Below are 24,809 nucleotides of genomic sequence, written 5' to 3' on the forward strand. Positions count from 1 at the left end.
CAAACACACCTCAATTCCACTCAATTCCACTCAAAAAAAAGCAAAAATCCTCAAAAAAAATCGTTTTTTCGCGTGATATATGATTAAAATATGACAAACGAATATTTCATATATTTGACATTTGGATGTGATATACGTTTTGATTAAGCAGACATCTGATCTCATGATCGTCCTCTGATCACCACAGGAGAGAATTCAAATGACTTATACAGTTGGTATGTATCTGGCTGAGCGTCTGGCTCAGATTGGCCTGAAACAACATTTTGCTGTTGCTGGTGACTATAACCTGGTTCTGCTCGACCAGCTGCTGCTCAATAAAGACATGGAGCAGATCTATTGCTGTAATGAGCTCAACTGCGGTTTCAGTGCTGAAGGCTATGCCCGTGCACACGGAGCAGGCGCTGCGATCGTAACCTTCAGCGTTGGCGCTATCTCTGCCATGAACGCTATTGGCGGTGCCTATGCTGAAAACCTGCCGGTTATTCTGATTTCCGGCTCACCAAACAGCAACGATTACGGTACAGGCCATGTGCTGCACCACACAATCGGCGGCACCGACTATAACTACCAGATTGAAATGGTGCGTCACGTTACCTGTGCAGCTGAAAGCATTACAGATGCAGGCTCAGCACCGGCTAAAATTGACCACGTGATTCGTACCGCCCTGCGTGAACGTAAGCCAGCTTACCTCGAAATCGCCTGTAACGTAGCAAGTGCTGAATGCCCTCGCCCTGGCCCTGTTTCAAGCCTGCTGGCTGAACTGAGCGCAGATAAAGAAAGCCTGAAAGCTGCGGTTGCTGCATCTAAAGAGTTTCTTGAAGCTTCAGAACGCGCTGTTATGCTCATTGGTACCAAGCTGCGCTCTTCTCATGCGACAGAAGAAGCTGAAGCTCTTGCTGACCGTCTGGGCTGTGGCGTTGCTACTATGGCAGCTGCGAAAGGTTACTTTGCTGAAGATCACGCTGGTTTCCGCGGTTTGTACTGGGGTGAAGTCTCCTCTCCCGGCACTCAGGAGCTGGTAGAAGGTGCTGATGCGCTCGTTTGTGTTGCTCCGGTATTCAACGACTACTCAACCGTTGGCTGGAAATCATGGCCTAAAGGCGACAAAGTTCTGCTGGCAGAACCAAACCGCGTGACCGTTAAAGGCCACAGCTATGAAGGCTTTACGCTGAAAGAGTTCCTTAGCGAGCTGGCTAAGGTTGCTCCTTCACGTCCGCTGTCTGCTCAGGAATCGACATACGTTAAACCTGAAATCGCAGCCGCACCGGGTGATGCACGCCTGACAAATGACGAAATGACTCGTCAGATCACAGAAATGCTGACCTCAAAAACCACCCTGAGTGCCGAAACCGGTGACTCATGGTTTAACGCGATGCGTATGCATCTGCCACGTGGTGCACGTCTCGAGACCGAAATGCAGTGGGGCCATATTGGCTGGTCTGTTCCTTCTTCTTTCGGTAACGCTATGGGCTCTCAGGACCGCCAGCACATCGTTATGGTTGGTGACGGCTCTATCCAGCTGACCGCTCAGGAAATCGCACAAATGGTGCGTTATGAGCTGCCGGTTATCATCTTTGTTGTAAACAACCGTGGTTATGTGATCGAAATCGCTATTCACGACGGTCCATACAACTACATCAAGAACTGGGATTATGCTGGTCTGATGGATGTGTTCAACGCAGGTGAAGGCCATGGCCTGGGTCTGCGCGCAAACACAGGTGCAGAGCTGGCTGAAGCCATCAAAAAAGCACAGGCTAACCGCCGTGGCCCAACCATTATCGAATGCAGCATTGAGCGTGATGACTGCACCGATACACTGATCCAGTGGGGCAAAGCTGTTGCCGGTGCCAACTCTCGCAAACCACAGGTTGGCTAAGAGTGACGCCCTGATACAGGGATAAAGAGTAAAATGAAAAACCCTGCTGCCACATTACGCTGGCAGCAGGGTTTTTTTATAATATCAGCGCAGATCAGCAGGGGCCGATTGCTTTTTCTTCAACCATAACCTTCATCACAGCATCAGCTGCCTTCACGGCAACAATTTTGCGGTCATCTGACTGGCTATTAACCTCTGCCAGGTTAAAATTTTTGGTCCATAATCGCTTTTGGTTAACAGCATCAACAAGCTTTAACATCAGCGCATCAGGCAGCATATTCAGCGTGTTACCTGGCTGTAAAAATGAAAATGCTAAAAACAAAACCCGCTCAGTATGATGCTGCGTAATATATTCTGTCACCGCCTCTCCGCTCGGGAAACGAGGCCCATCCATATCAGGAGTCTCAAGCGTGATATGACAGGCCTTAAGGTCGCTTTTAAGACGCGCTACAAAAATAGGGTGAGCCTCGGTTTCAAACGTTTTATCGAAACTGTTGATCAGAAGAATATGACTGTCAGCCGCGGCTGCTGACGCGTTTTGTTGTTTTTGTTTTTCGGTCGTTGCCGTGCACTGGCTTAAAAAAAGACAGCACAGCATTAAGATCGAAGTAAGATACTTAATCTGCATGCCGCTGAACCTTATCTATGAATAACCTCCTGTCCTGCTTATTCTTTCTCTTCCTGCCCTAACAAATCAAAAAAAGAAGAGAAACCTCCCTTCCCTGCCAGGAAAACTGCACGTCTCACAGCACCTGGACTGAGGGTTTTACCTGATCATTCAGGGCGGCTGATATCGACCTGATCTTCAGCCTGATCACGTAATGTTTTAGACAAAGAGATAGAAGACTGGACAATAAACAACGCCGATAAACCCAGATAAGCGCGCAGCCAGCTTTCCATCGGCATGTAAATAACAGCGGCCGCCATAGAGACAATCGAAATTGCAAAACAGATCCATGTAAACATGATCCAGCTTGATGAGTTGGTTGCTTTACGTGTTGTCATTGTTTTCATCCTTTTCATTTGTGAACAACGTTCATTAACTACAAATAAAGCAATCCGGCAAGCATAAAATGAACATCGTTCATAAATAAATTGCATCACCTTGAATTCTCTGACACTACAGAGACAGATGTCATGCCTCAGCAGGAGATTTTATGGGCCGCAAAGGAAGAAACCCTGAGACACTCAGAGCCTTAATTACCGATTCGGCGGAAAGAATTATCGTTGAACAAGGACTGAGTGGCTGCACGGCTCGTGCGATCACAACTAAGGCAGGATGTGCCCTTGGCTCACTCAGCTACCTCTTTGGCGGGATAGAACACGTTATACTGGCCGTGAATACACGTACCCTGGCCGTTATGGGTAACCTGATGTTTGAGCAGGCACTAAAGGTAACAACTGAACGAAGCGCAGACCGTCTGGAAGCTCTGGCTCTGGCCTATTTTCACTATGCCCGTAATAACCTGAATCGCTGGCATGCACTTTTCGCACTCCGCCTCTCTTCACACGAAGAATTGCCTGAAGAATATCTGACACTGAGAAACGGGCTGATTGAACGCATCACGACATTCTTTGCTCATGACGTTGAGACACGTGGTCACTCACCACAGATTCTGGCACGAACGATGTACGAAGCCGTGCACGGTGTCGTTATACTCGGGCTTGACCAGCGGCTTGGTGGCAGCCCGGAGGATGTCGAGGAGCGTATTCGTCTTCTGGTTAAAAAACTCTCTGCCGGGTAAAAGGTCAGGAGGGGTTACGAGCCTCATCCACTCACTCACCCCACGCTCTGGTGAAACGCATAGTCTTCAGGATGCCGGAGCAACGACAATGCACTGACCGGTACCCGCCAGCATGCCACAAGCTGTAACAGCCTGCTCATGAGACAAATTAGCCATGCGGGCACGGTAGAAAGAGTTATTTTTTCCCGAGACCTTACTAATCTGCGCAGATGCAGCACTCAGCACCCGATGCGCTCTGAGCTGCGCCTTACCTATTGCCTGACGCGCCTGCGCTACGGACGCAAATGCACCAACCTGAATTCCCCAGTTACGGGCAACTGTAACTGCCGCAACACGCACAGGAGAAGGCTTCACCACAGCAGGCGGCGGGCTGTTGCTTCTGTTACGTGCAGAAACTGCCGGCGCGGGAACATCAGCGACCTGGGGGGTATTCTCGGTTATCTCTCTGCCGCTCTCTTCTGCTCCGTCACTGCTGGCTGAAGCTGACAAACGTTTCTGCCACACTGAACTGACGTCCGCGCTTGTTTCATAACTATTTTGCTCCTGAACCGGGACTGCCGTCGTAACCGGTTCAGCTTCAGACGAAGAAGAGCTATTCTCACTTCCATCTGAAGGCTGCGTTGTCTGGGCACTCTCATCAGCCATACGCTTTGCCCATGCGGCACTGACCGCAGCCTTCTCAGAAGAGCGGGCTACATAAACAGGCTGATATGTCTGCTGATTATTTAAACGGCTATTCCATGCTGCACTGACTGACTGTGTCTGCGCATTGCTCTGCACCGGCTGATAGTTTTGCGCCATTGTGTCATGACTGCTAACCAGCAAATCCGCCTGAGAGCGGCTGGAAGGGAACACCCCCACGATACGCCGTCCGATAGAGGCAACATAGTTACGTGTCTCACGCGGGAGTGTACGGTTATGGCTCAGAAAATCCTCAAGCCGGCCCGGCCCCGCATTGTAAGCCGCGAGAAACCCCGGCGTGCCATAGGTATCATACATCTGTCTGATATAGGCTGTTCCCGCCATGATATTATCATGGGGCTCGTAAGGATCATCCTGCAGGTTATGAGCATAACGCATTTCATCATAAGTCGGAGACATCAGCTGCATCAGCCCCATGGCTCCGGGAGCTGACGTGATCAGCTGGCCATTCTGAAAAAGCCGGCCTCCCGATTCCTGATGCATGACTGCCCTGATCCATATTTCAGGCACGTCAAAACGCCCGGCGGCTTCACGAATATAAGGTCCCCAAGGGTCTTCGGGTGGACCGGGAATCGTATAAGACGAGCGTGCATGCGCACGATACTTGGCTGCAGCCTCCTCAACTGATTCTGAAGAAGGTGTTGTCTGGGAAGCCTGCTGCCCGGCACAGGCTGCAAGCAAAAATAACGCCCCACAAACAGGTACATAACGCAATAACGGCCGGGACAGGCGCCCACGAAAATAACCAAATGATAAAACTGATCCGGAGCTCATAAATCGCGCTGCCCTAAAAAGAAAATACGCCGTGCCATATCTTAAAACCTGTCCATAATACGTAAAAAAAACTTACACCACCGTTTAGCGTAACTTTTGTTATATTACTTACGATATCAAGTCGGCTCATACCCGCACCATACAACGCTGACTGCACTGTAAAGAGCGGCACCACACCATGCACCACCTGAAACTTCAAAGAAGCGCTTATACCGGCAATCTTGTTTTCACCTCATGTTACAGACGGTCTGTATTTTCGTTTTTTCCATATGAGTATAACGAGTTGTCTGCCTAGCCCTTCTTTTCGAAGATTTTATGGCAACATACTATAGCCACCAGAATACAGAAAAATATCAAAAACACCTTTAAAAAATGTAATTATAAAATTATATATTTATCAAATTCACACTATATAAAAAATTTATTTATATTTATGGAATAAAAACTAAAATAATTTTTCAATAAAATAATAACCAAACCACCAACCATCTTCTGAATTATATAAGAATACCCGGCACATCAAAAATCAGCCTCCCCGAAAATCATAATTCAGGATAAAGTCCCCCTTCCTGCCCGAGCAGCCCTCAGGTACCTGTATCCCCCGGCAAGGCTGAAAATATGCTTTTCTTTATCAAACCTGTTCTGATTTATATTCTGGCCGGTTTTGCTGAAATTGCGGGATGTTACATGGTCTGGCTCTGGCTCAGAGAAGGGCGTTCAGCCTGGCTGCTTCTCCCCGGGGCGTTCAGTCTGGCTGTTTTTGCTCTGCTACTGACCAGAATTGAAACGGATAGTGCTGGCCGGGCTTACGCTGCCTATGGCGGTATTTATATTATGGCTTCACTTTTATGGATGCGATGCGTTGAAGGCCGCATGCCAGATAAGTGGGAAATAGCCGGCGCCGCTGTTTGCCTCTTTGGTGCAGGTCTTATCCTCCTTGCCCCCAGAGGGGGTTAAAGAAGGCGGGTAATTTTAAGCAGCATCCATGTTCCCAGCATGATAACAAAACAGATACCACCAGCTTCAACAGTTCCCCACGAACCATTGGTCAGAAACATACCACCCGTATTCATACCGAAGAAGCCAGTTACAAATGTTGCTGGCAGCATCAGCGTTGTACCAACAGAAACAAGGTAAAGCTGACGGTTAGTATCTTCAGCCTGGTTCGCCATAAGCTCGTCCTGCAGTGACCGCGCACGGTCCTGCAATGCCAGAAGGTCATCAAGAGCAGCATGAACCTGACGCTGCGAGCGATCGCGCAGATCATCCTCAGCCCATTCAGGCAGTTCAAGCTCTTCATCACGAAAAATACGGTCTACAGGCGCAAGCACACGACGCAGCTCTGTTGCCCGGCGCCGCACCAGACCAAGCAGACCATTCACACGCCTGAGATCAGTATCACGATCAAGCATAAGCAAAACATCTTCTGCCCGGTCAAGCTGATCATCAAGACGCGCAAAATCACGCCGCAACGTATCAGCAAACTCCAGCAAAGCACGGTCAACAACCTGCGCCGGAGAACGCGGGATTATACCACGCCTGAGCTCATGATACACCACGCCAAGCGCCGGAATAGGATGGCGGCGCGTTGTTGTCAGCAAATCAGGCTGAAGGGCAAAACGCCACGTGCTGACATTACGATCATCATCAGTCGTCGTATCATCAAAAGCAGGCAGAGCACCAAAAACCGTATCTCCCTCATTATCGAGGCGTATACTTCGTTCGAGGTTGGTCAGAACCTGCCTGACCTCCTCATGCAAAGAAGGAATATTTTCAATCTGTGCCCGTGAAAGGGTATGGACGATATCAAAATGAAACCAGCCCCACCCTTCCATCTCAGCATAAGGAGAAGGAAATGTACCTGTTGCCAGACGATACGTGACAACATCGGGCTCAAGTTCAATCGGGTCATGGCCGGGACGACAGAAAATGGCCCAGATCAGGCCATTACGCAGCAGGGTGCCACCTTCTGAAACAGGATCAGGTATGGCAGATGACGGGGTTTCGGTCATCACTCAACTCCCTGCTCTCCAAAATAATGCTCAGCCCATACTGAACCAGCAACACAATACAATAAAAAACCTGAACGCACGCAAAAAATGCCTGATATTCTGCGCGCTACATATCACGAGCAGCGCACAGAACAACCCCTCTCTGTGCGCTTATCGTGCTTCATTAACGAAAATGAACAACACGCTCAGTACGAGACGTAACCCTGCGACGCTCTGTTTTAGCTGCGGCAGGTTTCCTCTGCGCAGCTTTTAAGGCCGGAGCTGCGGCAACTTCAGCCTCAAGCTGGCTAATGCGTTTACGCACACTCTCTCTGAGAGCCGGAGCCGTATGAGACTTCATTGCAGCCAGTGTTTCTTTCAGGTCACGCAGCTGTTTTTGTTTCTGATCAAGGTTGCGCCTGATAGGCTGATTATCAGAAAACTGTCCATGAAATGCACGCATAGATAAAACTCCATTGCTTAAAAAGCCTGACACAGAGCACAGCCCACACATCAGGAATAACATGTTTCAAACCCTCACCAGCCCTTTGCCGATGAAGGGTGAAACTGCCTGTAAATTTCAACCAAAACACGATATTCCCATGGTATCTGCTATAAAACAGACTATGGGAAAGAGACTTTAAGCACACCCTTAGTCGTTGCGAAGAAGAATATCCCGCAAGACTGAAAGCAGCACGTCACATTGCTGATCAGTACCTATTGTCACGCGCAGCCAGTCAGCTGTGCGCTCACCCTTAAGATGACGGACAATCACGGCGTGCTCACGCAAGTCAGAAGCTATACGCGCAGCACTACGATCAGCGTGGTGAATATAAACAAAGTTAGCCTGTGATGGCAAGATACTAAAGCCCAGGGCGGCCAGGCCAGCACTAAGCCGCTCCCGCGAGGCCTTAACTTTTTCAACATGCTCACAAAACCAGGCCTCATCTTCAGCAGCAGCCTGTGCTCCGGCCTGGGCAATACGATCAAGCGGATAAGAATTAAAACTGTCTTTTACCCGTGTCAGCCCTTCAATCAGCTCCGGGCTGGCAAAAGCAAAGCCCACACGGATACCGGCCAGTGCCCGCGACTTAGAAAAAGTCTGCACGACAAGCAGGTTGGCATATTCTTTTACCAGGCTGGCTGCGCTTTCAGCGCCAAAATCAACATAGGCCTCATCAACCAGCACAACCCGGTCCTGATGCATTTCAAGCAACTGACGAATTTTATCCAGCCCAAGAGCAATGCCTGTTGGCGCATTAGGGTTTGCCAGCACCACACCACTACAGGGCTGATTATAATCCTCAATCTGCACCTGCATAGTCTCATCAAGTGCAACGGTCTGATAAGGCAGGCGGTATAACTCACAGTACACTTTATAAAAGCTGTAGGTCACATCGGCAAAAAGTAACGGAGCCTTATGCGCAAAAAAAGCCTGGAATGCATGAGCCAGCACTTCGTCAGACCCGTTACCAACAAACACATGATCTGCCGGCAAGCCAACACGCTTACCCAATGCTGTACGCAGCGATAAAGAGACCGGATCAGGATACAAACGCAGCGTATCATCAGCTGCATCGCGCATAGCCTTCAAAGCGCGGGGAGACGGGCCGTAAGGCAGCTCGTTCGTATTAAGTTTAATCAGCCCCGGCGTTCTGGGCTGCTCACCTGGCACATAAGGGGTAAGCTGATGAACAAGAGGGCTCCAGAAACGACTCATAGCTGGTATCCGCCGATAAAAATCTCACGGCGACAGCACTGCGCTGTCACTCACTCTGAGACATAAACCAGAACACCTCACAGAGCCAGAGAGCAGATACCAGGTTCTTTACTGTTTTTGAAAAGCCTGAATACAGGCAAGCAGATCAGCATTACCCTGACGGCGAGCCAGCTCAAAACTGTCCAGACCTTCTCCGTCCCGCAAAAACGGACTGGCGCCGGCTTCAAGCAAAAGCCGCGCCATTTCAACACGACTAAACATCACAGCAAACATCAGAGGTGTACGACCGACATGATTTGCGAGATCAACGGATGCCCCGGCATCAAGCAAAAGCCGCGCCACAGGCAAAAAGCCCTTAAACGCAACCCCGGCAAGAGCTGTGGCTCCCTTTTCATCCTGCAGGTCAGGCTGTGCCTTATGCGCCAGAAGCTGCTCAACCACACCGGCGTGATTATTATATGACGCCAGGATAAGCGGGGTATACCCTTTTTCAAGGCGAAGATCGGGTGACATACCTGCATCAAGGAAGCTGATAACCAGGTCCGTCTCACCATCCCGAACGGCATCAGCAAACAAAGTTTCTATCTGCTCCTGAGTAAACTCGCCTGCTGCTGCCGGCGGGACATTCTCAGAGGATAACTGTGTCATGGCCTGTCTCCGACAATTTCAAGAACACCAGAATAGCATAACATCATGGCTTACGTCATCTGCTCTGCACTTTCCCCCTGTCAGATTGAACAACGCAGACAATCCGGCACTTTTTGCAACAGGCGCCCTGGCACAAAAAAGAAAATTTTATCCCATCACAAAATTATGATGTGACAATTATAATATCGATATTGTAATAATTTCGCCCCGGCATAAACCGCTGCTTTATATCACGGCAGAGGCCAGGTTAATATCAGATTATAAGTTCTCACACATCGCAGATTGTGATTCATCCCCCCTCTTCTGCTGCGCTGAGCCCCTGTGCGTGCCTGTCCACTACAGGCCGAGCTTGCACTATTCATCCCAAGTATGTGTAATGCGCCACGCTTGACGGGTTATGTCTGCCATATCAGACTTCAGGAATTACAGCTGCGCCCTCATACAGGTTTTTTACGGGCAGGTTCGCCCTTTTTTACAGAGGATCCAGGTCAGAATGCGTACTTTATCTCCTACCCCCCTCTATGCTCCGGATAGTGCTCAGGCCAGCGGGGCAGGACATCTCGATACACTGAGTATCGACACCATACGTACGCTCTCCATGGACGGAGTACAAAAAGCTAATTCAGGCCACCCTGGCACAGCTATGGCACTGGCGCCGGTTGCCTATACCCTGTGGCAGGATGTGCTGAGCTATGACCCGGCAGCGCCGCTCTGGCCAAACCGTGACCGCTTTGTTCTCTCCATCGGTCATGCCTCTATGCTCATTTACTCCCTGATTTTTCTCGCCGGGATTAAAGATGTAAAAGGCGGAAAAGTTACAGACAAACCTGCTCTGACCCTCGAAGACCTTAAACAATTCCGTCAGGTCGACTCAAAAACACCAGGCCACCCTGAATTTGGCCACACCTCAGGTGTTGAAACCACCACAGGCCCCCTGGGCGCAGGCTGCGGCAACTCAGTCGGTATGGCCATGGCAGAAAAATGGCTTGCCGCACGCTATAACAAACCTGGCTTTGACCTGTTCTCGCACCATGTTTACACCCTGTGTGGCGATGGTGACATGATGGAAGGTGTCTCCAGCGAAGCCGCCTCCATGGCCGGGCACCTTCAGCTGGGCAACCTGGTATGGATGTATGACGCCAACAAAATCTCCATCGAAGGCTCAACCGATATCGCTCTGACTGAGAATGTTGGTGAACGCTTTGCAGCCTATGGCTGGCAGGTGCTTGAGCTGCACGATGCAAATGATACGAAAAAACTCAAAGAGCTGCTGGCTCAGGCTAAAGCAGAAACCACCCGCCCAAGCCTTATCATTGTACATTCAGTCATTGCCTGGGGATCCCCCAAAAAAGCCGGCACGGCATCAGCCCATGGTGAGCCGCTGGGAGACGAAGAAATTCGCGCCACCAAAAAAGCATATGGCTGGCCTGAAGATAAAACATTCTATGTGCCTGACGGCGTTCAGGATCACTTCCGGAATGGTTTAGGAGCACGTGGCGCACAGGCACATGCAGAATGGAACAAACTGTTTGACGCCTACACCAGCAAATACCCCGAACTGGCCGCCGAGCTGAAAAACATCTTTAGTGGTGAACTGCCTGAAGGCTGGGATTCTGACATCCCTTCATACAAAGCTGATGCAAAAGGCATTGCCTCACGCGCAAGCTCTGGCGAAGTGCTCAATGCTGTTGCGGGTAAACTGCCATGGCTGCTGGGTGGCTCGGCTGACCTTGCACCGTCAACAAAAACCCTTCTTAAAGGTGAAGAAAGCTTCCAGCCTGCAAAATGGGGCGGCAGCTACAGCGGGCGCAACTTCCATTTTGGTGTGCGTGAGCATGCTATGGGCGCTGTAGTGAATGGTATGGCCCTTTATGGCCTGCGCCCTTTCTGTGCAGGCTTCCTGATCTTCTCAGATTATATGAAAGCCCCGATCCGTCTCTCTGCACTGATGAACCTGCCTGTAACCTATGTTTTCACGCATGATTCCATCGGTGTCGGTGAAGATGGCCCCACCCATCAGCCCATCGAGCAGCTGCTGCAGATGCGCGCAACACCTGGCATGACCGTCATCCGCCCTGGTGATGCCAGCGAAGTGGCTGAAGCATGGCGCTTCCTCATTACCAAGCAGGATGGCCCGGTTGCGCTGGCACTGAGCCGGCAGAACCTGCCCACTATCGACCGCTCGCGTTATGCAGCGGCTTCTGGCCTGGCAAAAGGGGCCTATATTGTAGCTGACAGCAAAGAAACACCGAAAGTCATTCTGATTGCCTCTGGCAGTGAGTTGTCTCTGGCCATGTCAGCCTATGAAACACTGAGCGCAGAAGGTGTGGCTGCCCGCGTTGTCTCTATGCCAAGCTGGGAACTGTTTGAGGCACAGCCTGCCTCTTACCGTGAGCAGGTTCTGCCGTCATCTGTCACAGGCCGCGTTGCCATCGAAGCGGCCTCTGCCATTGGCTGGGACCGTTATGCTGGCCCGACAGGCGAAATTATTGCAATGCGCAGCTTTGGTGCGTCTGCCCCGGCAGGACAGCTGATGAAAAAATTTGGCTTTACTCCAGAGTCTGTTCTTGAAGCAGCCCGCCGCCAGGCTGGCTAAAACTGACAGGGCGCTGCACGACATCGCCTGACCTGATACACTTAACCCTGTTCTGCCAGAGTAAGCTGACAGAACAGGGACAGAATGAAGGATGTCCAATGACCACGTCTCATAAAAAAGGTGTTAACCCTCTTCAGGCGCTGGCAACCGTCCGGCAGTCTCCGTGGCTTGACTTTATCCGCCGCTCTTTTGTGGAAGATGGCTCACTCACCCGCCTTGTCGAAGACGGTGACGTGCGTGGTGTGACCTCAAACCCCGCCATTTTTCAGAAAGCTATGGGCGAAGGCACAGAATACGATACACAGATCAAATCTGTTCTGGCGCATGACATCATCTCTCCCGGTGCACTTTATGAAAAGCTGGCTGTTAAAGACATTCAGACAGCAGCACATATTCTTGCCCCTCTTTATAAAAGTACCAAAGCACGTGATGGCTTTGTAAGTCTTGAGGTTTCTCCTTACCTCGCGCGCGACGAAAAAGGTACGGCACACGAGGCAGTGCGTCTCTGGAACGACGTTTCAGAGCCAAACCTGATGATTAAAATTCCGGCTACACCGGAGAGTATTCCTGCTATTCATCAGACAATTGCTGCAGGCATCAACGTCAACGTCACACTGATTTTTGCACTCTCTGCCTATAAAGCCGTTGTTGAAGCATGGGTTTCAGGCCTTGAAGAACTCCACAAAAAAGGCGGAGACCTCTCACGCGTTGCCTCTGTAGCGTCTTTCTTCGTCAGCCGTATTGATGGCAAAATTGATGCTGAAATTGACCGTCGCGTTAAAGCTGGTGACAAAGAAGCAGAAGCCCTGAAAGCACTGCGCGGCAAAGTAGCCATAGCAAATGCCCGTATTGCTTATGTTTACTGGCAGGATTTTGTAAAAACTGATCGCTGGAAAAAACTCGAGGCTGCCGGTGCACAGCCGCAGCGCCTGCTATGGGCCTCAACAGGCACAAAAGACAAAGCATACAGCGATGTGCTTTATGTCGACAGCCTGATCGGTCCTGACACAGTCAACACCATTCCGCCTGCAACAATGGATGCCTTCCGTGACCACGGCACGGTAAGCGAAACACTGACGCAGGATATTGAAGGCTCACGCCATATTCTGGCTGAAGCAGAACGCCTTGGCCTCAATCTTGACGGGGTTACAGCCACCCTGGTTGATGAAGGTGTAACATCGTTCGAGCAGGCATTTGACCTGCTGCTCGGCTCGGTTGCAGCCAAACAGAAAACCCTGCTGGCTGACAAACTGACAGACCTGAAAACCTCTCTTCCGGCAGAGCTGGGCGAAAGCGTTAAAAAAGGCCTGGCTGACTGGCAGGCAAAAGGCACCATTCGCAAGCTATGGGCAAAAGACGCCTCTGTCTGGACCAGCGGGCCAGAAAGCAAATGGCTGAAATGGCTTGATATTGTTGATAATCGCCTGTCGCATCTGAGCGAACTTGAAAGTTTCCAGGCTGAAGTCAAAGTCCGCGGGTTTAAGCAGGTTCTCCTGCTTGGTATGGGCGGCTCAAGCCTTGGACCGGAAGTACTGGCAGAAACTTTTGGCAAACATGAAGGCTATGGCCACCTGTATGTGCTCGACAGCACAGACCCACAGCAGGTTGCTACCTATGCTGGCAAAATTGATCCGGCTGAAACGCTGTTCATCGTTGCTTCCAAATCGGGCAGCACGCTTGAGCCAAATATCATGCTGGCTTATTTTTATGACCTGGCCAGAAAATCACTGGGCGATAAAACCAGTGCACATTTCGTAGCGATCACTGATCCAGGCTCAAAACTTGAAGCACATGCGAAAAAAGCCGGGTTCTGGAAAATTTTTGCAGGTGAGCCTGAAATTGGCGGTCGTTATTCCATCCTTTCTAACTTTGGTCTTGTACCGGCTGCAGCATCCGGCATTCCGCTCAAAGCGTTCCTTAATGATGCCCTGCATGGCGTACGCGCAAGTGATGCCAGTGCGCCACCAGCTGAAAACCCCGGTGTAACCCTCGGGACTATTCTGGGTGTCGCTGCAACGCAGTATGGACGTGACAAGCTGACCATCATTGCCTCACCTGCGATTGCCAGCTTTGGAGCGTGGATGGAGCAGCTGGTTGCTGAATCAACCGGCAAACATGGCAAAGGTATTATCCCTGTTGATGGTGAAACCCCTGCCGGTCCGGCCCGCTATGGCAAAGACCGTCTCTTTGTCTATCTGCGTCTGGCATCAGCGCATAGCCATGAGCAGGATGAAGCTATCAAAACTCTGATTGATGCCGGTCAGCCCGTGCTGACAATCACCCTGCACAACAAACGCCAGATCGCACAGGAGTTCTTCCGCTGGGAGCTGGCAACAGCTGTTGCAGGTGCTTTCCTTGGCATTGACCCGTTCGATCAGCCTGATGTTGAAGCCAGCAAAATTGAAACCCGCAAGCTGACTGATGCCTATAATAAAACCGGCAGCCTGCCGGCCGAAAAGCCTTTTGCTGAGCATGGTCCGTTTGCTTTTTTTGCTGATGCGGCAAATGCCGGCGCTCTGAAAGGCTCTGATGCCAGATCCATCCTGAAAGCGCATTTCGACCGGGTTAAAGCAGGCGATTACGTTGGGCTTCTCGCTTATATTGAGCGTGATGCCGCCACACTTGAGTGGATTCAGCACAACCGTCTGAAAATCAGAGATGCGAAAACTGTTGCTACGGCAGCCGAGTTTGGCCCACGCTTCCTGCACTCTACCGGCCAGGCCTATAAAGGTGGACCAGACAGCGGCGTTTTTCTGCAGATCACAGCAGATGACAGTCACGATCTGCCTGTCCCGGGCGAAAATTATACATTCGGGGTTGTAAAAGCTGCTCAGGCACGAGGTGATTTTGATGTCCTGGCCGAACGTGGCCGCCGGGCTCTGCGCGTCCATATTCGTGGATCACTGAAAGACGGCCTGGCCTTACTGGCTCAGGAACTCCATGCAGCTGTGTAAAATACAAGACTAAAAAAAGGAATACAGAATGCAGATAGGTATTACCGGACTGGGCAGAATGGGCGGCAATATTGCCGTCCGCCTGACACGCCACGGTCATGATGTTGTCGTTTATGACCGCGACAGCAGTGTTGTTGAAAAAACCGTACAGCGTGCCGAAGCTGGCAAAGCTGTTGCAGCAACCAGCCTTGAAGACCTCGTATCCAGACTGAACGGTCCGAAAAAAATTGTCTGGTCAATGCTGCCCGCAGGCCAGATTACAGAAGAAACCGTCAGCACTCTGAGCGGCCTTCTGACAAAAGGTGATATCATTATTGATGGCGGTAACGCTTACTATAAAGATGATATTCGCCGGGCAAAAACGCTGGCTGAAAAAGGCATCGACTATGTTGATGTCGGCACGTCAGGCGGTGTCTGGGGGCTGGAGCGTGGCTATTGTATGATGTATGGCGGCACACCTGAAGCTGCTGAACATATTGACCCTATTCTGGCTGCTCTTGCACCTGGTCAGGGTGATGTACCCCGCACACCCGGCCGTGACACAGGTAAGAACCTCGACCCCCGTGCTGAGCAGGGTTATCTGTACTGTGGTCCGGCTGGTTCAGGCCACTTTGTCAAAATGGTACATAACGGCATTGAATACGGCATGATGCAGGCTTTCGCTGAAGGCTTTGACGTCATGTACCGCAAAGACTCCCCTCTGCTGGCTGAAGATGAGCGCTTCTCACTCAACATGGCCGACATTGCTGAAGTCTGGCGTCGTGGCAGCGTTGTCTCCTCCTGGCTGCTTGACCTGACAGCCCAGGCCCTGGCAAAAAATGGCGAATTGTCTGAGTTCTCCGGCGAAGTCAGCGATTCCGGTGAAGGCCGGTGGACCATCGAAGCTGCTATTGAAGAAGGTGTGCCTGTACCTGTCATGACGGCAGCACTTTTCACACGTTTCCGTTCACGTACGGATAACACCTTTGCAGAAAAAGTTCTTTCTGCAATGCGCTTTGGTTTTGGCGGACACGTTGAAACTAAATAACAAGTTGCTATGGTAGCGCACCATAACATCAGCAGGACAGAACCCGTATACAGCACCCGCTGTACCAGGTTCTGAGCCTGCAACCTTGCTTGGGAAGGTAAGCCACTATGCCGGTTAATATAAGTGCTTCATCAGGGGAGAGAAACTCTCCCGCCTCCCATATCAGGCTTGTCGTCACAGACATGGACGGCACACTCCTCACACCTGAAAAACAAATCACACCACGCAGCATAGAGACAATCAGCGCTCTGCATGCAGCGGGGGTTCCGGTCTGCCTCGTCAGCAGCCGCCCCCCGGCGGGTATCGAGATGTACCTCGATGCTATCGGCCTGACCACGCCTTATGGCGCGCTTAATGGCGCCAGCGTTTACAATGCTGACCGCTCGATACACACCCAGCTGACCCTGCCCCCTGATGTCATTTCTGACACGCTTGATATGTGCAACGTGCACCATCTGGATACCTGGCTGTTTCGCGGGCATGACTGGCTGATTAAGAACAGTGCCGGCCCTTATGTCGCAACAGAAAAAAGGGTTATCCGTCAGGAACCGGTCATTGTTGATAATTTTGCTGAACATATGTCCGGCATCGGTAAAGTCACCGGATCAAGCACTGATTACACGATGATGCATGACCAGGAGCTTGAAATTGGCCGCCTGATGGAAGGCCGGGCCAGCGTCGCCCGCTCTTCTCAGTGGTATCTCGATGTGACGCCACTCAACGCCAATAAGGGTTATGCTCTGTGTAAAATTGCCGAGATGTATGGTGTGGCACCGCACGAGGTTGCCTGTATTGGCGACATGAATAATGACCTGCCAATGTTTGACAAGGCAGGGCTTGCCATTGCTATGGGACAGACTTCACCCGAAGTCATGGCACAGGCACATTACATCACTGCCTCAAACAGTCAGGAAGGCTGGGCTGAAGCCATGCGCACTCTGGTTCTGCCACGTGCTGTTTCTGTTGAGCAGAAACAATCCTGAACAGCCGCCTCTGCTGGCGTTAACTAATAACACTCCGATCTGAAAAGGTTCTTTCTATGTCAGGACATGACACTGCCTCAGCGCCCGTTGAAATTTTCAAAAATGCGTCTGAAGCCACACATCATCTTGCTGACTGGCTGCTGAAACTGGCCTTAGAAAAAACTGATGGCCCCTTCTCTCTTGCACTTTCAGGCGGGTCAACACCACAGCCACTTTACAGCCTGATGGCCTCTGAACCTTATGTCAGCCGTTTTCCATGGGCACGTATGCAGTTCTTTATCGGCGATGATCGCTTTTTACCTCATGATCATCAGGACAGTAATTATGGTATGTTGCAGCGCCTTCTGTTCTCCCGTGCACCGATCCCGGCAGATAATATCCATCCGATTCCGGCTACAGGCACGGCGGAAGAAGCTGCTAAAAGTTATGAAGCACTGCTAAAACGTTTTTATGGCGCAGACCAGTTTGAAAAAGACCGCCCGCTGTTTGATTTCAACCTCCTCGGGCTGGGTGATGACGGCCATACAGCCTCTCTCTTTCCTGGCCAGCCTGTGCTGAACGAAAAAACCGCCTGGGTTTCAAGCTGCGTGCCACCTGTTGCCCCTTATACACGGGTTACTCTGACATATCCGGCCATTCATGCCAGTCGTCATCTGGTTCTGTTTGTTGAAGGAGCCGGTAAAAAAGAAGCTGTTAAAAAAGTGATGTCGAAAGATCCCTCTTGCCCTGCAAGTGCCATAACAGGCATGGATGATGTGCGCTGGATTCTGGATGAACCAGCAACCCCTGACTGTGTTAAATAATAAGAACAGACAAAGAGAACGACCATGACCACTTCTGCTCCTGACCCCGCATCCGTCTTTAAAAAACAGGCGGCGGAACACGCTGTAACACTGGTCAGAGATGGCATGGTCGTGGGCCTTGGCACAGGCTCAACGGCAGCTTTTGTTGTCGCTGCACTCGGCCGGCGAATCAGGGATGAGAATTTGCACATCAGTGCTATTCCGACCTCTGACGTTACAGAGCAGCAGGCTCTCTCTGAAGGCATTCCTCTGACGACCTTTGGTCAGCACACCGTGCTGGATATTGCTATTGATGGTGCAGATGAGATTGAAACATCCACCCTCAATCTGGTTAAAGGGCGCGGTGGAGCCCTGTTGCGCGAAAAAATTGTCGCCTCGGCCGCAAAACAGCTGGTGATCGTTGCAGACACCAGTAAGTATATGGACCATCTGGGCGAGAGCTGCCCCCTGCCCGTTGAGATTGTGCCTTTTGGCTGGGAACTGACGATCTCTCACCTCGCACGTCTGGGCGCACAGGTTTCCGTGCGCAAAAACCGCGATGGCTCCTTTTACGTCACCGATGAAAAAAATCTGATAGCCGATTGCGTATTCGGCCCGATTACCGATCCGGATGCGCTGAGCCGCAATATCTATGCCATTGTTGGCGTTATCGAACATGGTTTGTTTCTGCATATGGCAGAGCGCGCCATTATCGCCGGCCCTGAAGGTCTTTCGGTTGCCACACCTGGCACCTCAGTACCACAGCACCTTACCTGCTCTCTGCCCCCGGCAACAGGAAAAGAGTCTGCTCTGAGCGTACCCAAACAACTCCTGGTCATTATGGGTGTATCGGGCAGTGGCAAAACAACAATTGCTCTTGGCCTGCAAAATGAGCTGGGCTGGCCGTATCAGGAAGGTGACCACCTTCACCCCAGCCATAATGTTGAAAAAATGGCAGCAGGGACCCCTCTGACCGATGAAGACCGCTGGCCATGGCTGGAACGCTGCCGTGAGTGGATGGAAAACTGTGCCACCCGGCATAGCGGTGCAATTCTCACCTGCTCTGCCCTCAAACGTATCTATCGGGACCAACTGCGGGCATCAGGCCTGAACCCTGTTTTTGTCTATCTTTACAGCACCCAGGACGCTCTGAGCCAGCGCATGGAAAAGCGTAAAGGCCACTATATGCCGGCAACACTTCTCCCCAGCCAGCTTCAGACCCTTGAACCGCCACAGCAGGATGAGCTGTCTATTGCAATAGATGCCGCTGCATCTCCCAGTCAGATTATTGCCACCGTTATTCATAAACTCAGAACTCTCTGATATCAGACTAAAACAGAGTGAGGCATGCCAGTAAATAAGACCCTCCTGAAACGTCAGTTACCAGCACTCGGCCTCATTTGTTCTGCGTTTTGCTTTTCGACAGCAGCAACGGCTTCTGAGCAAAACCGGCAGATAACTGATATGGACGGCACAGTTGTTTCTGTGCCACCTCACCCTGCCTCTATTGCTGATTTATGGTTCGCTCATAACGAAATTCTGGTCATGCTGGGGGCGGCACAAAACATCACAACCTCAGCCGAAAGCCCGGCTGAACACCCATGGCTGTTTAAAATAGCCCCTGCTTTACGACATGCCCGCACAGGAGTGAGACCTGCGGCTGTCAGCCCGGAAGAATTACTGACACAAAAGACAGACCTTGTTTTCGTTTCCGGTCAGGCCCAGGCTGAAAACTTACGCCGCTTTTCCCTCACAACCCTGGATGCACGGTACGTCACATTACCGGCTATGCTGAAGTCACTCGACATGACCGCGCAGGCTCTGAACACTGCCCAGGCACGCGAAACAGCACAGCATTACCGTCAGAAGATGGAAGATACTCTTCTTTTTCTCAAAAAACGTACAGACACACTCGCTGAAAAAGATAAACCCCGGGTACTGCATATTGCCCGCCTCACCCCGCTGCAGATAGATGGCACAGACACCCTCATCAATAGCTGGATTGAAGCTGCCGGCGGGAAAAATGCAGCCACGGTGTCAGGCAACCACCGGCCAGTGAGCTTCGAACAGATTGTCGCCTGGCAGCCCGATATTATCATCTTTGATCCGGCAGCAGGGGCTCCTGATGCTGCCTCTCCCCTCAGAACCCTTGAGGCTTTTCGCAGTAACCGCTGGGCCATCAACCCGGAAGGTGTTTTTCCGTGGGGTCGCTACGGCTGTGAAGCACTGCTTCAGTTAAAATGGGCAGCGAAACTTATTCACCCTGCACTGTTTAACGATGTGGATATACGCAAAGATACCCGTGATTTTTATCAGGATTTTTTCAGATACACCCTGACGGAAGACGACATTAACCGTATCCTCAACGCTCAGCCTCCCGCAGCATTATAACGATGCGCCGCCAGTCTTCCTGGGCCCCTCATCTGGCTGATGGCACAACCTCTCCCGCAGAACGACTGGCAGAAGCCCTGAGTAATGACATCCTCTCAGGGCAGCTTCAGGTCAATGAACGCCTTCCTGCACATCGCGACCTTGCATGGCGCCTTAGCATTGGCATAGGCTCCGTCACCAGAGCCTACGCTATACTTGAACGGCGGGGACTGGTGCGTAGTGTGCACGGCCGTGGCACTTTTGTTGCCGTTGGGCACGAAAATGCTACCACCCGGTTTGATCTGGCAACCAATATGCCGCCGCCTATGTTCAGCAACAAAGCACTCGCTGGAACGCTCACCCGGCTTGCGAAACAGGTCGACCCTGATTTGTTCAATATCTACCCTCCGGTGGCGGGGCATCTCGAACACCGCCGGATTATGGCACACTGGCTTGAAGGGCTTGGCATTGACACACGTGCCGAGCACCTGCTGCTCACATCGGGTGCACAACAGGCATTAAATGTTGCCATCACCGTCATACGCAGACATGCACATTATGCTGTGGTGGAAGAGCAAACATATCCTGGCATGCTGGGGGCTATTCATCAAAACCAGCTTCCTGTTCATGCGGCAAGGATGGATGAAGAGGGTCTTCTGCCCTCCGCTCTCGAAGATATTTTACAGCGTAACAAACATCAGCGCGCTGTTATTTACCTGACCCCCACCATGCACAACCCCACAACGGCAACTATGGAGCTACAACGCCGTCGGGATATTGTTGCACTTTGTAAAAAATTTGATGCTTTGATTATAGAAGATGGTGTTTATCTCTCAGAACGTGACCCATCCCGCCCTGCACTGATGGAACTTGCGCCCGAGCGGACATTTCATGTCAGCAGCCTGTCAAAAATTCTCAGTCCGGGTCTGCGGATAGGCGCTCTTATTCCACCAGCAGATTACATTGAAGCCTGTCACCCTGTATTGCTGGCCTCATCACTGATGATTGCCCCACTTTCTTACGCAATGATGGCCCAGTGGATGGAAAACGGCACGGCAGAAAGTGTAAGACACTCTTTACTGCACGAAGCCATACGTCGCCAGAAACTCGTTCTGACCGAACTGCCACAGGCTGTTACCCCACGCCACCATGCCTTTCATGTCTGGATGCCAGTCTCTGCCACGCTGGCCCCTCATGTCATTCAGCAGGCACATGCTCTGGGCATTTCTCTTCCCCCGGCCACAGCATTTCAGGCGACTTCAGCACCGGCAGCGACCGGTATACGCCTGGCACTGGGGAATATCAGCTTTCGTGCACTACCTGAGGCACTCAGACGTATACGCTCGGCCTGTATGCATGCTGAAGAAATAGTGTCACGTGACACTATTCCAATATACTAAAAGTGTCTCTTTCAGTTAGGCTCCTCTCATGCCAACGTGCGGAGAAAGCCAGTGCGCCAGACCTCTCAGGGGGTGACAATTGTCGCCTCATTTTACCTTAAGAAAGACTATCTCGACGTTGCTTTACCCGTTGTCGCGGCTTGTGTACGGGCCTCCTGCCAGGAGGCAACAAATTTTTCCTACACCTGTCGCCGGGATATCAATAACCCGCTGCATTTTGTCTTTATCGAACACTGGCAAAGCATGGAGGCAATTCAGGAACATGAAAAACAGCCTCATTTTTTAGCACTGAAAGCTATGCTGGAACGTGGCTCGGAAGGTCCATTAACTGTGACTTTCCTTAAAGACATAACGGCTCCTGCCTGAAAACGAGGCACAGCATAATGACACTCTGCGTCTACCTTCTTGGCACAGCCGACACAAAGTCTGAAGAACTCGATTATCTCCGCGCTGTTCTGACAGAACGCGGTGTGAGCACCAGAGTTGTGGATGTCAGCACGGGCGAAGTCTCATACCAGGCAGATATCAGCGCACGCACTGTTGCCAGTCATCACCCTCAGGGCGCTGAGGCTGTTTTTTGCGGTGAACGTGGCCGGGCAATAACCGCTATGTCTGAAGCACTGAGACACTTTCTGCCCGGCTGTGACACTCTGGGCGGCGTTATCGGGATTGGAGGTTCAGGCGGTACAGCCATTGTTGCGCCTGCTATGCAGAGTCTTCCCGTCGGATTACCCAAAATTCTGATCTCAACCGTCGCTTCAGGTAATATTGAGCCATATGTAGGTGAATCAGATATTGCTATGATTTATCCTGTGGTTGACCTGCAGGGTTTAAACCGTATTTCACGCACGGTTCTGGCAAATGCCGCCAATGCCATGAGCGGGATGATACACCACCACTATACCCCGCCTGCCGATACCAGACCGGCGATTGGCATTACCATGTTTGGTGTAACCACCAGCTGCGTTGCCAAAGCAGTACGTACACTCGGGAGCAGCTTTGAGTGTCTGGTTTTTCACGCTACCGGCTCAGGTGGAAGATCAATGGAACGCCTTGTGGCACAAGGTATGCTGCGTGGTGTGCTTGATGTCACGACAACAGAGTTCTGTGACTTCGTCGCCGGTGGGATTTTCCCCTGCACAGCCGAACGTCTTGAAAGTATTGCTCAGACGGGTGTCCCGTATGTTGGCAGTTGCGGTGGTCTCGACATGGTCAATTTCGGGGCCATAGAAACTGTACCTGAGCACTATCGTGACCGGGTTCTGCTTCAGCATAATCCGTTTATCACCCTGATGCGCACCACACCGGCAGAATGCCGGCAAATAGGACACATAATCGGAGAACGTCTTAACCGTTGCGATGGTCCTGTGCGTTTTTACTACCCGGAAGGCGGTTTTTCTCAGCTTGACTGCCCCGGCCAGCCTTTTCACGACCCGGCAGCTGACAGCGCTTTTCGCGATGCGCTGCTTGACACCCTCAGACAAACAAAACAGCGGCGTTTTATCAGTCTGCCACTGACAATTAATGATCCGGCTTTTGCTCAGGCAATGGCGGATGAACTCACTCAGCTTTTCAGGGAGCATGAACATTATGCCAAAAATTGAACGTAATCTTATCCTCGGCCGCCTGCGTAAACTCATCGACGCCCGTAAGCCTATTATTGGTGGTGGTGCCGGCACAGGTCTTTCAGCAAAATGTGAGGCAGCCGGTGGCATTGACCTTATTGTTATTTATAACTCTGGCCGCTACCGCATGGCAGGACGCGGCTCTCTTGCCGGGCTTCTGGCCTATGGCAACGCGAACCAGATTGTTATGGAAATGGCACGCGAAGTTCTGCCTGTAGTACCCGATACCCCCGTGCTGGCAGGTGTTAACGGCACTGATCCTTTCATCAATTTTGATGTTTTTCTTGATGATCTGTCACGTGCAGGCTTTTCAGGGATTCAGAACTTCCCGACAGTTGGTCTGATTGACGGTAATTTCCGCAAAAACCTTGAAGAAACCGGCATGAGCTACAGCCTGGAAGTCGATGTGGTTGCCCGGGCGCATAAAAAAGACATGCTTACAACGCCTTATGTCTTTGACACCGAGCAAGCCAAAGACATGGCCCGCGCAGGTGCTGATATTCTGGTGGCTCATATGGGGCTAACCACAGGCGGCAGTATTGGCGCTGAAACCGCCTTTACTCTGGAAGATTCTATCAAGCTCATTAATGAAATTTCTGAGGCTGCCAAAAGTGTACGCGACGATGTTATTCTGTTGTGCCATGGCGGACCAATTGCCATGCCGGCTGACGCGCAGAAAGTACTGAACGCATGCCCTGACTGCCATGGTTTCTATGGCGCTTCGAGCATGGAGCGACTACCTGCTGAAACAGCGCTGATTGAACAAACACAAACTTTTAAAGCAATGACCCGATAAATCATTAACCGGGAACGGCTGATTTTTGCTCCTGGATAGCAGCAGAAATCAGCCGGCTCTATGCCAATCCTCGACCGTATCGTCAGGGGCGGGAAAGTATGAACAACCTATCATCTGCGCCTCCTCAGCGTGCGTCTCCGACATCTTTGACTGAGGTATCAGCCATACCCTTCACCCAGTAACCAGAAGCCTTGATCCACTTTGCCGGAATTTTACATTCTTCCAGCAGATACTGACGGATAGCCTTTGCTACTTGAGCTTCGGCTCCGACCCAGACGAAAGTCCGCTCCGGGATTTGAAGATTTTTTAAAACATCAAGAATGGCAGCAGCGTCATCTGCCATATCCATGGATCGATGAACCCAGTGTCCTGCATGCCTCGCATCCGTGACGAATACCTGTTCGTCTTCAGCTCCAGGCACAGCAATGACAGTAGTGACGGAAGCCCCGGCATGAAACTCCTCGACACGTCGACCAATTGCAGGCAGCGCTGTTTCATCGCCGACCAGAAGCCAGTGGTCGATTACGCCGGAGATCATCTGGGAACCACGTGGCCCACCAATTTCAAGCCGATCACCAGGCTTGGCGGTCCGTGCCCAGGCCGCTGCTGGCCCACCATGGTGGTTAACGAAATCCAGAATCAAAGTGCCATTTTGCGGATCATAACGGCGCGGCGTGTAATCGCGACGGGTCGGAGCACCATCCAGACCGGGGATGAAAATCTTGATATGATCATCGGGAGAGGGACTGCTGAATCCATTAGGCTCAGGACTCATTCTTTGAGATAGAAAATGAAGCTTGCAGCGATATGGATTGCGGAC

The 24,809-nt window shown here is 51.3% G+C and carries 22 protein-coding genes and 1 pseudogene; 15 read left to right on the plus strand and 8 right to left on the minus strand.

Translation table 11 applies throughout. The annotated features are described in order from the left end of the window. The first annotated feature begins 199 nt into the window (after positions 1 to 199). A complete protein-coding gene (locus tag HK11_RS10500; protein WP_086555301.1) occupies positions 200 to 1,876 on the plus strand; it encodes an alpha-keto acid decarboxylase family protein in 1,677 nt (558 codons plus the stop codon). 94 nt (positions 1,877 to 1,970) lie between these two features. On the opposite strand, the gene HK11_RS10505 is transcribed toward HK11_RS10500, so the two are convergent. Together HK11_RS10505 and HK11_RS10510 are read right to left on the minus strand one after the other, a co-directional pair. Continuing rightward, on the minus strand, positions 1,971 to 2,504 hold the full coding sequence (locus HK11_RS10505) for a hypothetical protein (RefSeq protein WP_086555302.1): 534 nt from the start codon (positions 2,502 to 2,504) through the stop codon (positions 1,971 to 1,973). A 146-nt stretch (positions 2,505 to 2,650) separates the two neighbouring features. Further along, positions 2,651 to 2,881 carry a YiaA/YiaB family inner membrane protein gene (locus HK11_RS10510; RefSeq protein ID WP_086555303.1) on the minus strand — a complete coding sequence of 77 codons (231 nt, stop codon included), beginning with the start codon at positions 2,879 to 2,881 and terminating at the stop codon, positions 2,651 to 2,653. Positions 2,882 to 3,033: 152 nt separating this feature from the next. Here HK11_RS10510 and HK11_RS10515 point away from each other — a divergent pair, with 152 nt between their 5' ends. Beyond that, positions 3,034 to 3,621, plus strand: a complete 588-nt coding sequence (locus HK11_RS10515; protein ID WP_086555304.1) for a TetR/AcrR family transcriptional regulator — start codon at positions 3,034 to 3,036, stop codon at positions 3,619 to 3,621. A 66-nt stretch (positions 3,622 to 3,687) separates the two neighbouring features. Here HK11_RS10515 and HK11_RS10520 read toward each other — a convergent pair whose 3' ends face one another. Further along, positions 3,688 to 5,097, minus strand: a complete 1,410-nt coding sequence (locus HK11_RS10520) for a lytic transglycosylase domain-containing protein (protein WP_086555305.1) — start codon at positions 5,095 to 5,097, stop codon at positions 3,688 to 3,690. Between the two features lie 618 nt (positions 5,098 to 5,715). Here HK11_RS10520 and HK11_RS10525 point away from each other — a divergent pair. Continuing rightward, positions 5,716 to 6,054, plus strand: coding sequence for a YnfA family protein (locus HK11_RS10525; RefSeq protein WP_086555306.1), 339 nt, complete (start codon positions 5,716 to 5,718; stop codon positions 6,052 to 6,054). Here the strand turns inward: HK11_RS10525 and HK11_RS10530 are convergent. The 4 genes from HK11_RS10530 to HK11_RS10545 form a co-directional block, all read right to left on the minus strand. Then, positions 6,051 to 7,109 carry a CorA family divalent cation transporter gene (locus tag HK11_RS10530; protein ID WP_086555307.1) on the minus strand — a complete coding sequence of 353 codons (1,059 nt, stop codon included), beginning with the start codon at positions 7,107 to 7,109 and terminating at the stop codon, positions 6,051 to 6,053. The two genes, HK11_RS10525 and HK11_RS10530, sit on opposite strands and share 4 nt — an antisense overlap. 163 nt (positions 7,110 to 7,272) lie before the next feature. Further along, positions 7,273 to 7,551 carry a hypothetical protein gene (locus HK11_RS10535; protein WP_233127813.1) on the minus strand — a complete coding sequence of 93 codons (279 nt, stop codon included), beginning with the start codon at positions 7,549 to 7,551 and terminating at the stop codon, positions 7,273 to 7,275. Between the two features lie 189 nt (positions 7,552 to 7,740). Continuing rightward, positions 7,741 to 8,808, minus strand: a complete 1,068-nt coding sequence (gene hisC / locus HK11_RS10540; RefSeq protein ID WP_086555308.1) for a histidinol-phosphate transaminase — start codon at positions 8,806 to 8,808, stop codon at positions 7,741 to 7,743. Positions 8,809 to 8,916: 108 nt separating this feature from the next. Continuing rightward, positions 8,917 to 9,456 (minus strand): ankyrin repeat domain-containing protein, encoded by a 540-nt coding sequence (locus HK11_RS10545; RefSeq protein WP_086555309.1) that lies wholly within the window; start codon positions 9,454 to 9,456, stop codon positions 8,917 to 8,919. A 493-nt stretch (positions 9,457 to 9,949) separates the two neighbouring features. Between HK11_RS10545 and tkt the strand changes: the two genes are divergently transcribed. From tkt to HK11_RS10600, 12 genes and pseudogenes are all read left to right on the plus strand, one after another. After that, on the plus strand, positions 9,950 to 12,052 hold the full coding sequence (tkt, locus tag HK11_RS10550) for a transketolase (protein WP_086555310.1): 2,103 nt from the start codon (positions 9,950 to 9,952) through the stop codon (positions 12,050 to 12,052). Positions 12,053 to 12,150: 98 nt separating this feature from the next. Then, positions 12,151 to 15,006 carry a bifunctional transaldolase/phosoglucose isomerase gene (locus tag HK11_RS10555; RefSeq protein ID WP_086555311.1) on the plus strand — a complete coding sequence of 952 codons (2,856 nt, stop codon included), beginning with the start codon at positions 12,151 to 12,153 and terminating at the stop codon, positions 15,004 to 15,006. Between the two features lie 28 nt (positions 15,007 to 15,034). Continuing rightward, positions 15,035 to 16,033: a phosphogluconate dehydrogenase (NAD(+)-dependent, decarboxylating) gene (gene gnd / locus HK11_RS10560; RefSeq protein WP_086555312.1), complete on the plus strand. Its 999-nt coding sequence runs from the start codon at positions 15,035 to 15,037 to the stop codon at positions 16,031 to 16,033. 107 nt (positions 16,034 to 16,140) lie between these two features. Continuing rightward, positions 16,141 to 17,016 (plus strand): Cof-type HAD-IIB family hydrolase, encoded by an 876-nt coding sequence (locus HK11_RS10565; protein ID WP_086555313.1) that lies wholly within the window; start codon positions 16,141 to 16,143, stop codon positions 17,014 to 17,016. Positions 17,017 to 17,072: 56 nt separating this feature from the next. Further along, the gene (pgl, locus tag HK11_RS10570; RefSeq protein WP_086555314.1) at positions 17,073 to 17,819 is read left to right on the plus strand and encodes a 6-phosphogluconolactonase; all 747 of its coding nucleotides are present in this window, start codon (positions 17,073 to 17,075) and stop codon (positions 17,817 to 17,819) included. Positions 17,820 to 17,843: 24 nt separating this feature from the next. Continuing rightward, positions 17,844 to 18,545: pseudogene (gene rpiA, locus HK11_RS10575) on the plus strand (ribose 5-phosphate isomerase A); the annotation flags it as partial. 93 nt (positions 18,546 to 18,638) lie between these two features. After that, a complete protein-coding gene (locus HK11_RS12625) occupies positions 18,639 to 19,121 on the plus strand; it encodes a gluconokinase (RefSeq protein WP_233127815.1) in 483 nt (160 codons plus the stop codon). 24 nt (positions 19,122 to 19,145) lie between these two features. Then, complete coding sequence (locus HK11_RS10580; protein WP_086555315.1) at positions 19,146 to 20,189, plus strand: ABC transporter substrate-binding protein; 1,044 nt, start codon at positions 19,146 to 19,148, stop codon at positions 20,187 to 20,189. Between the two features lie 2 nt (positions 20,190 to 20,191). Further along, the gene (locus tag HK11_RS10585; RefSeq protein ID WP_086555316.1) at positions 20,192 to 21,568 is read left to right on the plus strand and encodes a PLP-dependent aminotransferase family protein; all 1,377 of its coding nucleotides are present in this window, start codon (positions 20,192 to 20,194) and stop codon (positions 21,566 to 21,568) included. Between the two features lie 51 nt (positions 21,569 to 21,619). Further along, positions 21,620 to 21,934: a putative quinol monooxygenase gene (locus tag HK11_RS10590; RefSeq protein WP_086555317.1), complete on the plus strand. Its 315-nt coding sequence runs from the start codon at positions 21,620 to 21,622 to the stop codon at positions 21,932 to 21,934. A 17-nt stretch (positions 21,935 to 21,951) separates the two neighbouring features. Beyond that, the gene (locus HK11_RS10595; RefSeq protein WP_086555318.1) at positions 21,952 to 23,172 is read left to right on the plus strand and encodes a Tm-1-like ATP-binding domain-containing protein; all 1,221 of its coding nucleotides are present in this window, start codon (positions 21,952 to 21,954) and stop codon (positions 23,170 to 23,172) included. Next, a complete protein-coding gene (locus tag HK11_RS10600) occupies positions 23,159 to 23,989 on the plus strand; it encodes a phosphoenolpyruvate hydrolase family protein (protein ID WP_086555320.1) in 831 nt (276 codons plus the stop codon). The genes HK11_RS10595 and HK11_RS10600 overlap by 14 nt, the downstream gene beginning before the upstream one ends. A gap of 124 nt (positions 23,990 to 24,113) precedes the next feature. On the opposite strand, the gene HK11_RS10605 is transcribed toward HK11_RS10600, so the two are convergent. Then, on the minus strand, positions 24,114 to 24,809 hold a 696-nt coding region (locus tag HK11_RS10605; RefSeq protein WP_143216390.1), incomplete at its 5' end, for a siderophore-interacting protein.

Origin of the sequence: Acetobacter sp. DmW_043 (assembly GCF_002153485.1) — a bacterium.
Lineage (GTDB): Bacteria > Pseudomonadota > Alphaproteobacteria > Acetobacterales > Acetobacteraceae > Acetobacter > Acetobacter thailandicus.